This is a genomic window from Stenotrophomonas sp. Steno-Z4, from assembly GCF_056393145.1.
Genome location: NZ_JBWJPC010000001.1, coordinates 254,350 through 266,999 on the forward strand (window position 1 = coordinate 254,350; position 12,650 = coordinate 266,999).

At 64.0% G+C, this 12,650-nt stretch carries 12 protein-coding genes; all 12 read right to left on the minus strand.

The features are described 5' to 3' along the window. Positions 1-327, minus strand: coding sequence for an EscF/YscF/HrpA family type III secretion system needle major subunit (locus tag AC06E7_RS01195; RefSeq protein ID WP_478062575.1), 327 nt, complete (start codon positions 325-327; stop codon positions 1-3). Between the two features lie 22 nt (positions 328-349). Continuing rightward, positions 350-1,510 (minus strand): PrgH/EprH family type III secretion apparatus protein, encoded by a 1,161-nt coding sequence (locus AC06E7_RS01200; protein WP_478062577.1) that lies wholly within the window; start codon positions 1,508-1,510, stop codon positions 350-352. Positions 1,511-1,727: 217 nt separating this feature from the next. After that, positions 1,728-2,327 (minus strand): lytic transglycosylase domain-containing protein, encoded by a 600-nt coding sequence (locus AC06E7_RS01205; RefSeq protein ID WP_478062578.1) that lies wholly within the window; start codon positions 2,325-2,327, stop codon positions 1,728-1,730. Further along, entirely contained in the window at positions 2,324-2,572 is a 249-nt protein-coding gene (locus AC06E7_RS01210) for an acyl carrier protein (RefSeq protein WP_093533437.1), read from the minus strand. The genes AC06E7_RS01205 and AC06E7_RS01210 overlap by 4 nt, the downstream gene beginning before the upstream one ends. Beyond that, positions 2,569-5,451 (minus strand): hypothetical protein, encoded by a 2,883-nt coding sequence (locus tag AC06E7_RS01215; RefSeq protein WP_478062579.1) that lies wholly within the window; start codon positions 5,449-5,451, stop codon positions 2,569-2,571. The genes AC06E7_RS01210 and AC06E7_RS01215 overlap by 4 nt, the downstream gene beginning before the upstream one ends. 214 nt (positions 5,452-5,665) lie before the next feature. Then, positions 5,666-6,739, minus strand: a complete 1,074-nt coding sequence (locus AC06E7_RS01220; protein ID WP_478062580.1) for an IpaD/SipD/SspD family type III secretion system needle tip protein — start codon at positions 6,737-6,739, stop codon at positions 5,666-5,668. 7 nt (positions 6,740-6,746) lie between these two features. Next, positions 6,747-8,021 carry a hypothetical protein gene (locus AC06E7_RS01225; RefSeq protein WP_478062582.1) on the minus strand — a complete coding sequence of 425 codons (1,275 nt, stop codon included), beginning with the start codon at positions 8,019-8,021 and terminating at the stop codon, positions 6,747-6,749. Positions 8,022-8,058: 37 nt separating this feature from the next. Next, the gene (gene sctE / locus AC06E7_RS01230; protein ID WP_478062584.1) at positions 8,059-9,873 is read right to left on the minus strand and encodes a type III secretion system translocon subunit SseC family protein; all 1,815 of its coding nucleotides are present in this window, start codon (positions 9,871-9,873) and stop codon (positions 8,059-8,061) included. After that, a complete protein-coding gene (locus tag AC06E7_RS01235; protein WP_093533441.1) occupies positions 9,870-10,403 on the minus strand; it encodes a SycD/LcrH family type III secretion system chaperone in 534 nt (177 codons plus the stop codon). The genes sctE and AC06E7_RS01235 overlap by 4 nt, the downstream gene beginning before the upstream one ends. An 84-nt stretch (positions 10,404-10,487) precedes the next feature. Then, positions 10,488-11,600 (minus strand): EscU/YscU/HrcU family type III secretion system export apparatus switch protein, encoded by a 1,113-nt coding sequence (locus AC06E7_RS01240; RefSeq protein WP_478062585.1) that lies wholly within the window; start codon positions 11,598-11,600, stop codon positions 10,488-10,490. Continuing rightward, entirely contained in the window at positions 11,597-12,388 is a 792-nt protein-coding gene (gene sctT, locus AC06E7_RS01245; protein WP_478062586.1) for a type III secretion system export apparatus subunit SctT, read from the minus strand. Before sctT ends, AC06E7_RS01240 begins: the two co-directional genes overlap by 4 nt. 4 nt (positions 12,389-12,392) lie before the next feature. Beyond that, entirely contained in the window at positions 12,393-12,650 is a 258-nt protein-coding gene (gene sctS / locus AC06E7_RS01250; protein WP_068853566.1) for a type III secretion system export apparatus subunit SctS, read from the minus strand.

Consider the following 12,650-nt stretch of genomic DNA (forward strand, 5'->3'; position numbering starts at 1 on the left):
TCAACCCAGGTTACGGGCGTTCTGCTTCTGCATGTCCGACAGGCTCTTGGCCGAATTCGACTGCAGGGTGCGGTAGGTGGTGTAGCCGGACAGGGCGGTCTGGTAATCGGCCAGCTTCGCCGGGTTGGTCGGGTCGCCGGGGTTTTCATCGCTACCGTCGCCGGCAAGTGCCAGGAACGCCTTGTCCAGTGCCTTCTTCAGGCCGGCCACACCCGCGTCGAATTTGTCACTGTGATCGCCCAACCAGCCCCACGAGGGACCTTGAATATCGCCGTCAAAATCATCGTCCGGCGTGGCGGGCTTGGTGCCCACGTTCAGTGTAGTCATAACATTCACTCCAAAAGAAAGGTCAACGGCTACCTGCCGTAGAAAAATCCCAGCGACCTTCGCCGACAGAGAGCAGCTGGTCCTGGGAATACTGGTAGGAACGCCCCTTGAGCAGGTCGTCCCACAAACGGATGCTGATGCGCACGCGGCGCTCGCCCCACTGCTGCACGAAGTCGTCGCGGTACTGCGCCATGGCGTGCAGCGATGCGTCATCGAGGAACACATCGTTCGAAATGCTGGCCCGGCCGGCGTGGCTGCCGGCGCGGGTAGTAATGCCACGTGCGCGCAGCTCGTCACGTGCGATGGCCACCAGCTGGCCATCGCCTACCAGGCGCACGTCGATGCTGGCCGCGTACGGCATCTGCGGTACGAGCAGGGCCTGCACCTGGCGCTGGCGCTCGGCATCGTTCAAGCCCAGTGCGGTGATCACCACTTCCGGGCGCTGCGGGCTGCGCAGGCGGATCACCGCGTAAGGCACGCTGGCACTGTCGAGCACGGCACCGATGCGCGCAGCCTCCACGTGGCGCTCGCGATACTGGTCCTGCAGGCGCCCGGCACGCTGGCTGGCACGCTGGCCCCAGGCCACGGCCTCGGCACTGTCGCTGAAGGCATACAGGCGCCCGTCGGCGTCATGCACCACGGTGTAGTTGTAGGGGGATTTCGCCAGTACCGCCTCCAACGTGCGGACCTGGGTGGCCGGCCGCTGGCGGTCGTAGAGCCACCAGCCACCGGCGCCCACCACCATCACCAGTGCGGCGACGGCAATCCAGCGGCGGGCGCCGGCACCGCGCGTCGGGCGCATTACCGGGGTGTAGGGCGTCCCTTCGTCGACCAGCACCGGCACGCGGTGGTCCAACACGGCCGCCGACCACGTATCGGTCTCGGCACGCACGGCGAGCGCAAGGCCTGCCACGTGCACCACCGAATTCAGTGGCAGGTCCTGCGGGCTCCAGACGTCGGCGCCTTCAGCGCGCACTTCCAGCGTGATGCTGTCGTCGCCCAGGTGGAAGCGGAACGAGGCCGGCACCAGATCGCCGGGGATGTAGAACACGTTGTCCGCATTGGCGAGGGTGGCGCCCAGCTGGCCCTGCTGCAGGGTGCGGGGCGGGCCGACGTGGAAGACGGTGTCACCGGGAGAGAGGGTGAATTCCACGCCATCGAGCTGGCCGGAAAGCAGTTTCAACTTGTGCGCGGGGAGCATTGGAGTCCGGGAAATGCGGGATCGGAAGTGCCGGTGCACAAGGCATTGCGGCGACGACGCGCAGACTGACAGCTCCCCCGAACCCCCTCCATGAAACAAATTTCAATGTCCACGCACTGCACTTTCTTGCAGTGCCGCCTATCGCAGACTGCAATCGCAATGCGTGGTACCCATCGTCGCGCAGCAGTATCCCGTGCGCTCAGTTCAACCTGCCGTGGTACAGCGCGGTCACCTTGCGCACGTACTGCCGGGTTTCGTTGAAGGGGGGCACGCGGTTTCCATGGCGTTGCACCGCGCCCTCGCCTGCGTTGTACGCAGCAAGCATGAGGGTCAGGTCACCGCCGAAGCGCCGCTTCAGCCAAGCAAGGTAAGCGGTGCCTGCGCGCAGGTTCTGCAGAGGATCGAGCAGGTCATTGGCGCCGAAGCGTTTGCCCGTGGCGGGAATTACCTGCATCAGGCCGAGCGCTCCTGCGTGGGATCGAGCCTGGGGGTCGTATGCGGACTCCACCGTCACGATGGCATGCAGCAGCCGTGCGTCCATGCCGTGCTCGGCGGCCACCTGGTCAATGAGCGGGCTCCAGCGCGATGCGGCCTTTGGAGGCGAGGCTTGGCTTGGCGCACGTGGAACGGGCGCTGGTACGTAGGTCCGGTGCGGATCAAACGCCTTTGCCCCCACGAGGGGGGCATCGGATACCTGTAGCTGGCCATTGCGATCCAGGGTGGCGAATACCTGGCTGGCAGTGGCCGGCGGGGCGGTGGCGGCCAGTGCCACCACCACCCCGACCGTCCAGCGGATCACGCCAGTGCGTCCGGGCCGGCGATCGCCTGATACAGGTCAGCCAGCGTGACAACCTCACGCATGGCCTCGGCATCCGGCAACGGGGCTCCGGCCTCCTCGATCTGGATCAGCAGCGCATGCATCTCCAGCGAATCAATGTCCAGGTCCTCCACCAGCCGCTGCTGCGAGCCGATCTCTTCCAGCGGCCGCCCGAGATGGGCGGCCGTCAGTTTGCGGAGGTCCTGCAGGCTCAACCCGGCACTCATGATGCGATCTTCTGCAGCTTCTGCAGGTTCATCTGGTCGAGGTCACGCCGGACCGCCTCCCGGTTTTCGAGGAACATGGACTTCTCGTCTACTGCGATGCGATCAGCAACCCGATCAAGGGTCTGCGGATCCCAATCCGCGCTGTCAAGCGAGCCGAAGCCGGTCGGCGACCCATTACCGGAATCAACGCCATCGGAAATACGCCACTTTGTGTCGGCCGCGACGATGATGGATTCATCATCCCGCTCTGCTTCCAACGCGTCGTCGAAAGAATCCTGGCGCGAGATGGTGGCTCCGGGCATCCTCGAGCCCCTGATCGCCTCAAGCGTCAGCGGGTTGAGTGTGCTGCTGGCGTTGCTGAACACCGAATCCGAACGGCCGCGAAGCAAACTGTTGCGGAAGTTATCCGACGGCAGGGTGACCGACCGGGCCAGCGCAGGGATGCCGGACGCCCGTGCCGGGCGCGACGTTTCGGCCGGCGGGCCATTCGGTATCAGTGGAACTTGGGGTGCCCGACCGGGACCTGCCGAATCCTGCAGCGACCGAAGGTCAGCGGCCCGACGACCTTCCGCGACTGCGCTGCGAACCAAGGCGGGTGCGAGCAGCTCTTCCTCCCGTCGCGACATGAACATACGCGGGGCAGGCGGCTTGACCGCTTCTACTTGCGGCGAGAGAGCGTGAAGTGCTGCGCTCCCCTTCTGGCTCTGCTGCACCGAAGGAGCTGCAGCATTTCGCGAATCAGGCGAGATCAGACGGCTCTTTTTGAAGAAGGCATCAAACGCCTTCTGCAGCTCGGTCTTCTGCTGCACCGGGGCTGGGCCCACCTTTCCTTTCATGAACGGGACGAAGGGCGTGCCGGCATTTTCGCTGCGCTCCTTGACGTACTTCTTCACGTCGCTGGGCTCAACCTGCTCGACAGGGTTGGAGCCACTACCCGCTTCCCACTGACTATCCCGCTTGTACGAACGCTCGCCCGTCGGTGCGGATTGATCAGGCTCCAGCGGCCCCACGTCCACACCCAGCAAGCTCAGGTAGTGCCTGTATTCCTGGTACGGGCCGGCGGCTGCCAACGGCGCATGGGCGTTGCCCAAGCGGCTGCCATCATTGCGATCCTGCAGCCGGCGATTCTGCTCGTCCCGCTGCCCCTCCAGACGCTGCTGGGTATCGCCCAGACGCTGCTGCCGCTGCAGTCGGCTGTTGGAATGATCGGTCTCATCCCGGCCCTGAAGCTGGCGGCCACGCTGCTGCTGAGCGTCGGGATGGGCAATATCGTCCAACCGACCGTCTGGCGACAACTGGTTGCCCGATGCGTTGCGGATTTGGCGATCGGCCTGTTCGTTCTGATTACTCTGGTTACCCAGCGTGCGGGTTTCCTTCTGGTTACCCTGGCTATCCACATTCCTGCGAAGATGCTGGGCGCCCTCGCCGTTCTCCGAGTTCAGGGTATTCTCGTTGCGCTGATCGAACTGGTTGCGCTTGTCCAACTGATTGCGCTGCTCAGTCTGGGTGTCCTGATCCGCGCGCACCACACCACTGCCGTTGCCGGCGTTCACGCCACGAGGCGGAGGCGGAGGCGCCGGCTCGTCTGGCGCAAGGCCCGCCGGTTGCTTGAGACCCACTTGATCATTCTGGGGGGGCAGGTCGGGTGTAGACGTCCCCTGATCGAGAACATCAGGTGGCGCCTGGGTACCTCGGGACACCCGCGTGCCGCCCGCTCCATTGGCGAAGGTCTCGTAGCGCTGCTGTGACTCGTTGAGCATCCGTTCCAGTTTGTCGATGTACTGATCCTGCTTATCAATGCGCTGGTCCTGATGGCGGACGATTTCGGTCAGCCGACCCAACTCGTACGCATCCGCCCGCGAACGGTCGAACAGGTTGAAAAGCTCCTGGAGCGGAAGCTGCGCCCGCTCAAGTGCCTTGCCGAACTCGCTGAAGTCGATATTGGTCGGCGAATGGTTGATGTTCGTACAGCCGCCGTGACCGCTTCTGTCGTGGATCACCCTCTGAAGGTCGTGCGGCAGCTCAGAGCGCTCGCGCGGCGTCTTGGGAGTACCCGCGTGGCCCGGATCTCCCTCAACCACATATTCGGGTAGCTTCAGCAGATCCAGAATCGCAACCATGAGATGCTCGACACCACCGGAGTCAACGTGCGCCTGCATTATCTTCTCAAGGTCGTCGCACATTTTTTTCTGCAGAACCTGCATCACGTCGGCCCCGCCTTCGCCCTTGGCGAACAGGTGCGGGTTCTCCTGGCGCTCCCTGATACTGTCCATCAACGGGCCCGGCAGGATCGCGGCTGCAACATCTTCCAGCAACCCCGCCATCGGTATCGTCATGGCACATTCCAGCATGCGCTTCTTTGCCACGGCCATTGCATCGGTCAGCTGCGCACTGCGGCTGTCGCCGTGGTACCCGCCATCGGGAACGGTCTTGCAGCGACCGGCCTTGACACCCATCGCGATGATCGAGTCTTCCAGCTTCTGCCTGCATCGAATCAATGCCGCATCGTCCGGCGTTTCGGCAAGGCGCATCGACACACCGGCGTGCAGGGCGCCGGCTGCAGTCAGATGCATCTGAAGAAGGTTGCCGAATTGTTCGGTGGTTTTCCGGCCCAGCAAATCGAGCGTCCTGTCCATCGCAACCAGGTCGCGACCGGAAAGGCCAGCGCGCGCACGATCCATGATTCTGTAGCAGACACTGACGGCACGGCTGTGGGCATTTTGACGATGGACGCCCGTGACTCTGGACATCTGGCAGGGGGCAGGCAGGTCAGCGTTGACGACCCGGTCAAGAGGAATTTTCTTTACAGCGCTCGAAAGGTCGAAGCGGTCCGACCGGGGGGGAGCAATCGGCGTCGACTGCGCAACTTCTAATGGCATGCTTGTTCTCCTGGGAGTGCGCAATCAGGCATTGCGCACGCAACTCATGTGCTTCGGACATGTTGCCGATGCGCGAGCCGAAGGTCTTTACAACATTGGCGAACTTCACGGCCGCGTTCAGCCGCCGCCAACCAGATTGCCGGCGCTGGATACCAGCGCCGGCAGAAGTGAGCGGATCGCGACGGAAAAACATCCGCGGCAAAACCGACCACGATCAGGTGTTGTGGACGTAAGCGTTGTTGGCTTCGGACATCTTTTCGATCGACGAGCTCAGGATCTTCACGATGTTGTCGTACTTCTGCGTCATCTCATTGAGCTTCTCGCCCAGAACTTTGCTGACGTGCTTGATCTGCTCGAGGTTGCTGTCTTTTGCCGATATCCAGGAGTTGTATCTGGCGCTATCCCACTTCACCTTTCCATCCGGCATGTCATTCAATAGACCTCTGAGAGGTTCGAGATCCATCAACAGCTTGTAGGTCCCGTCGCTTCCTTTGATAATACTAAGCCCTGGCAACCCCAGAGACTTTCTGAATGCGTCAGCGCTCTCGTAGCTGGAGAACGAGGCAAGCGCCTCGGAGACATACCCGTATTTGCTATGAAGCGCGTCAAGCGCCGCCTTCACCTCACTGAAATCGGCGGTTACGTCGCCTTTGTCACCACTGGCCTCGAACTTGATCTGCTCCATGATGTCCGAAAGCTCTCTGTAGAACTCAAGAAAATTCGAGAGCGCGTCCTGGTACTTGCTCAACCATTCCGTCTTCAGCACCTCCAGCAGTGCACTGATCTGTGCAAAGAAGTCCGCATGCGAGTTCCAGATCAGGCCGCTCATATCCATATCGGCCGGATTCTGCATCGGCGCCTCGAGGCCCGGCAGGCCCACATTGCCCTCATCTTCCACCACAATCTGCGGCATGAGGAAGGAGAAGATGCGCAACAGATCGGTCTGCTGACGCGTTGACGTCTGCAGGGTCTGCTGCAGCGCACTGGCGAGCTCGGACTCCTTCTGCTTCCTCCGCTTCAGGTCCTCCATGGCAACTGAGTCAGCAAGCACCTCGGTTGTCGCCGGCCCCAGCGTCCCCAGGCCGTCGGCTTCCAGCGCGCTGGTCAGCGCGTGCTGTTGGGCCATGGCGGTCCTCGCGTTACGCGCCGCTTGTCCCAGCTGGAGAAGACGTGAGCGGGTTTCCGGATCCAGCGCAGGCGCTTCGATGGTGCTCTGCTTGATGTCGCCCTGCGGGTTCTGCAAGGGATACATGGCCGCCCGTGCGGCGGTGCTCTTGATGATTTCCATAAGGTTCTCAGGACTTTGAAATGATATGGGCGGAAGTGGACGAGATGAGGTTGAGCAGGCTCTCGTAGAGCTGCGCTGCAGCGTCGCGCATCTCGCGCGAGCGGGCCGACTGGTCCTGCTGTTCATCCGCAATGCGCCGGAAGACATCGGCCACCTGCAGCAACAGCTGGCGCTCGGCCTCGGTCATCTCGGCTTCAATCTGTACGCCGGAGCCCACCGCGTTGCCGATACCGGGCCCCATCATGTTGAGCAACATGGCGTTGCCAGCGGGGATCTGGGACCTCGCGCCCACCTCCGGGTGATCCGCATGGAGCTCGTCTACGCCACCCGCCGCAGGTTGCTCGCGACCGATGTGCTTCATTCCCGGCGGCGCATCGGCGTCCGCCTGCACGGCAGCACTCGGTCGATCGCCGCCAGGACCAGCCTTCACTGGCGTGCCGTCCACACCGCGGGAGGGGCGCATGTCGGCGGTTGGCGTCGTGTTGCCCTTGGCGACGCCACTTGACGACTTTACGACGGCGTCAAGCTTGTTGCCGTCCATCGCATTCTTATCAGCAGAACGCACCTGCATCGACGTGGACTTGAACGTCTGCTTCAGCGCCGCGGCGCCGATTGCACCGGTCATCACCGCCGCGCCGATGGCGCCTACCAGGCTTTCTTTAGCCTTTTCGACTCCCTTTTCCCCGGCAATGATGGTGATCTGTCGTTGTATCTCCACCATCTGCGCGCTGTTGTCGCGGTCCAGTTTTTCGAACCTGAGCAGCAACTGCCGCAACAGGGCCAGAAGATTGCTGAATGGGCTGCTCTTGATGAAGGCGCCTGCATGCGCCGAACGGTCTGCGACGTCGGTATCGGCCCCGGTCGCCGTAACCTGTGACATCACTGCCGCCGGCCCATTGACGTCAGCACGCGGCTGCGACTGGACGGCGACACCCTCGGTGACGCGGGTCCCGGCACCGGCCTCGTACTGGATCGGATCGCTGGCAGTAGCCAGTGCAGCCAACAGGTTGGGGAGTGTGATGATGACCCCCGCCAGCACCAGCTTGGCAGCCTGGTCGTCCATCGCGGGCGCTCGCAGCTGCACCGTCGAGGCGCCGCCGCTCTTTCCGCGGGTGCGCTGCTCGTCGGTTGTCGCGGAGGTGACAGCCTCGACCAGCGCAGCCAGCGTGGCGAGACTCATCTCCTCCGGTGGCACCGCCCCATTCGTCGGCTGCTTGAGCGCGGTGTTGAGCGGCATGAAGGTGGTGGGGTGACCCGACTTGTGGGCAATGTCAAGAGGCATGGAAGTCCTTGGATGTAGTGATGGATGGTCAACGCGCTCAGGCGTTGGCGCTGCCGATGCGGGCGGTGACGATTCGCGCGGTGTCGTGCTGCGATTCCTGTACGTTGGTCATCTGCTGGAACAGATCCGCGACCAGGTTGTTGGTCTGCATGAAGTACTCCAGGATCTTCTGGATGAGATCGCGGAAGATCTTGCTGTCCGCCAGGCCGATCTCCAGATCCTTCAGCAGCTTGGCGGCGTCGACGTACATCTCGGCGATGATGATGGAGCCCACGCCCTGGCTGGCCTGGTTGGCGAACTGGAGGGTATGGGAGGCCTTGACGGCTTGGCCGGAGCGCACCGCCAGGGTGTCGGCATTGCTGCCCGTGACTTTGGCCATCGTCTTGCTCAGTGATTTGGCCACGTCGTCCACGGTGTGGCTTACCGAGCGCGCGGCGGCCTTGATCATCTGCGGCAAGGCCTTGCTGATCGCTTCGGACACAGCGCGGGTCACGGCCTTCGCCAGCTGCTGCACGGCAACGGTGCCGGCCAGGCGCTTGGTCAGTACCACGGCGGCGATGATCATCGCGGCCACGGCAATGACACCCAGCACGTCCTTGATCTTGTCCACGAATGCGGACGACACGCCCAGCGAAGTGAGTACGTCGCCGATGATGTTGCCCACGTGCTTCACCAGTTCCATCACCAGCTTCATGATGGGTTCCATGATCTTGCCCATCACGTCCAGGCCCAGCTCTTCACCGATGGCCAAGGCCAGGCCGACACCGGCCAGCACCATGCTGGCGCCACCGGTGAACGGGGCAGCCACCACGGCAACCACGGTGACTACCCAGCCGACGATCTTGCCGATGCAGCCCATCTTCTTCTGGGCGGCTTCGGCCTTGGCCAGCTCATCCTGGTACTCCTGCGAACGACGCAGGTTCTCGGCTTCACGCAGCTTCAAGACCTCCTGCAGCAGGCGGGTGTCCTCTTCCAGCTTCTTGTCGTTGGCCTTGCCGATGATTTCCTGAAGCACGGCCAGCAGCTCGCTGAGCATCGCCGCGTTGGTGCGGGCCTTCTCATCGCCACGCGCACTGACGCTGCCGTTCGGGTCGAGGCTGTCGGCCGCGCTCTTGAAGGCTTCCAGATCGCCCAAGGCCTTGTCGAGCACGGCTACCGCCTCTGCCAGCGCCTTGGTCGCGTCGCCCACCCGGGCCTGCTGTTCGGCGGCCTTGCTCTTGGCGGCTTCCAGCTGGGCGCGGATGGCGTCCTGCTCTTCCGGCGGGGCATCGGCCAGCGCCTGTTCCAGACGGGCCACTTCGGCCTCGGCCTGCTTCAGGGCTTCCAGGGCTGCGGCCAGTTCGCCTTCGGCAGTGCCGACCTCGCCCATCGCCGAATCGACCAGCGCCTGCGCCAGACGGATGGCTTCGGACAGCTCCGCCGCCGAGGCGGCGCGCTGGGCCAGACGCTGCTTCACCAGCTCCAGCTGCGAGGCCACGCTGCGCCCGTTCTCTTCGGTGATGAGCTCACTCAGCTGCATCGCCAGCAGGGTCATGGCCGCTTCCGGGGTCATGGGCGTCTGCGGGGCGCTGCTGGCGCTGGCCTGCTGCATCGCTGCACGGACGATGCGCGGCATGTCGGCCTTGCGCAATGCCGGTGCATTGGCGTGGGGTGCTTCCGCCTCGGTGGAGGTACCGTGGCGCTCGCCTGCGGCGTCGGCCAGCAGTTTCTGGACCTGGCTGTCGATCTCCTGGATGCGTTGCAGTGGCACCGAGCCAAAGCCCGCAGCGGCTTTGGCGGCGCCCTCGGCGCGTGCCGCGGGCGGGAGAGTGAAAGCCAGCGGCGTGGCGCCGGCGGAAGCAATGGTAGTCATGCGGAATCGGTTTCCTCGGTGGTATCGGGAGGGGCGTCGCCATTGCTGGCCAGCGCCTGCAGGTAGACCTTGGCCCGCGCAAGCAGGGCCGGATCGGTGGAGCGCAGCTGCACGGTTTCGAAGCAGCCCTTGGCCATGGCGAGCTTGCCCATGGCCAGGTGGCACTGGCCGACATGCAGCATCGGCCGTTCGTCGCCCTTGAGCAGCGCGTAGGCCAGCGCGTACATGTCGATGGCCTTGGCGTATTCCTTCTTCATCTGCAGCACTGCGGCCAGGCCGAGTGCGTAATCGCCGTTGTAGAAGTCGTACAGGTACAGGAAGCGGAAGAATGTTTCGGCCTCGTCCAGACGGCCGTCGGTGTAGAAGCGGTGCGCATACGCGTACACGCTTTCCAGCAGGTCATCGCTGACCCCTTTCAGATCCTTGATGGCGGCGCCGGTCTGGGCACCTTCGAACAACAGCTGGGCAAGTTCATCGAGCTGGGCCTGGTCGGTGTCGGATCCAGCGGGGGCGTCGGGGGCAAAAGTCATGGTGGGTTACCGGGTTGGTGCCAACGGCGCTGCAGGACAAGCACAGTGTGGCGGGGGTGCGAAGGGGAGGCTTTCGGGTTTCACTCATCCGGCGGGCGGACGCGGGGACGTGTCGTCAAGGCCGGGTGTCGCATCCGGCGCGGAATCATCGGAAGGATCGGAATCTGATGGCGCTTCGGCATGGTTGCGCTCGATGTCCTTCAGCCACATCAGGATCCGGGCGATGGGCGTGACCAGCTCGGCCGGCACGAACTGGTAGCGGCGCGCCTTGAAGTAGACCGCGCGCGCGACCGGAATGTCGCGTACGACCGGGATGCCCAGGCGCTCGGCAAAGGCGATGACCTTGCGTGCGCGGTTGCCGCGTTCACGCAGCGACACGAACTGCAGGCCCGGGTAGTCGGGATGCACGAAGATGCCTACCGCAATGTGGGTCGGATTGGCCAGGATCATCGACGAGCCGGCGATGTCGGACTGCACCTGGGCCGAGAGCTCCTCGCCGATCTGGCGGCGGCGCTGCTTGATTTCGGGATTGCCGTTGTGGTCCTTGTGCTCCTGCTTGACCTCGTGCTTTTCCATGCGCATCTCGCGGATGTACAGCCGGTATTCGACGAACGCCGCGGCAAGCGCGATCGGCGACAGCACCGCCAGCAGCAGCGCCGTACTGCGCCAGCCCACGCTGTACCAGAGCGCGCCGGCGGCTTTGTCCGGCATCTGCACCTGGGCGAACAGGGACGGTGCGAACAGCTTCCAGGCCAGCACCGCGAAGATGATGCCTGCCAGCAGGTACAGCACCGCCGTTACCAGCCCCTTGATGGTCTTGAGCGAGAACAGGTTCTTGAACCCGGAAATCGGATTCACCCGGGCCAGGTCGATCCGGACCGCTTCGGCGGCGATCACGCCACGGCTCTGCACCAGCGAGATCAGCACGGCGGCGACGATGGCGGCAGCACCCACCGGCACCGCAATCCACAGGAAGGCTACCGTGGCCTGCCACGCGGCCTCGGCCGGGGTCAGGCTGAAGCCACGCTCGGCCATGCCACGGTAGAAGCCGTGCAGTGCCCGGCTGGAGATCATCGTGGTCATGGCCACCAGCCCGGCCACCAGCACCGTCAACCCGGCCAGGTCGCGGCTGACGAAGCTCTTGCCCTTCTTCGATTCCTTCAGCAGGCGATGCGGGTTGGGCTTTTCGGTCTTCACTTCGGCACCGCCAGCAGCAGTTGGAGGGCGTCGGTACTGTCGCGGATCAACGGCACCTGCTGGGCCACGGTGGGCATGAGATAGAACAGCAGCGCGATGAAGGCAATGTACGACTTCACCGCCAGCGAGATGGAGAACGGATTCATCTGCTGCGCAAAGCGCGACAGCACGCCAAGCAGCACTTCCACCAGGAACAGCAGCAGCAGCACCGGCAGCGCCATGCGCACCGCCCCGGCCAGCAGCGTGCCGGCGAAGTCCTGCACGCGCGCCAGGTCCAGCGCGAGCACGCCGCCCATGGGAATCAGCACGTAGCTGTCCTGGATGACTTCCAGCAGTACGATCATGCCGTCGGTGGCCAGGAACACCACGACGCTCATCAGCTGCAGCAGGTTGGAGGTTTCGGTCGCCTCCATGCCGCTGACCGGGTCGAGCATGGCGCCGATGCCGGCGCCGCGCTGGTTGTCGATGATGGCGCCCATGCCGTGGAAAATGTGGAACGGCAAGGCCACCACCATGCCGATGGCGGTGCCGATCAATACTTCGCGCAGCACCACGCCGGTCATGGAGAGGATGTCGGGCGGCACCGTGGCGCCGGCGGTGGACGGCCACATGCCGATCAGGATCATCATCGCCACCACGGTCCGGGTCATCTTCGCCGGCATGACGCCCGGCGACAGATACGGAATCCAGACCAGGCAGGCGCCGATGCGGGCCATGCCCAGCAGCGCCGGCAGGCCGTGGTCGCGGGCCAGCGCGACCAGTTCGGTGTCGAGCGCGGAAAGCTGCACTGCCCTACCCGTTCAGCGCGGTGTGCAGCGCCAGCCGGGCGAAATCCAGCATGCGCGCCGACATCCAGGTCATCAGCACCAGCAGGCAGGCGATCACCGCCAGCAGCTTGGCGCCGTAGGGAAGGGTCTGCTCCTGCAGCTGGGTCACGGTCTGGAACAGGCCGATGGCCAGGCCGACGATGGTGGCCACGGCCACCGGCGCGGCCGACAGCAGGAGGATGAGCAGCAGGCTTTTGTTGCCCATGAACATGATCGCGTCCAT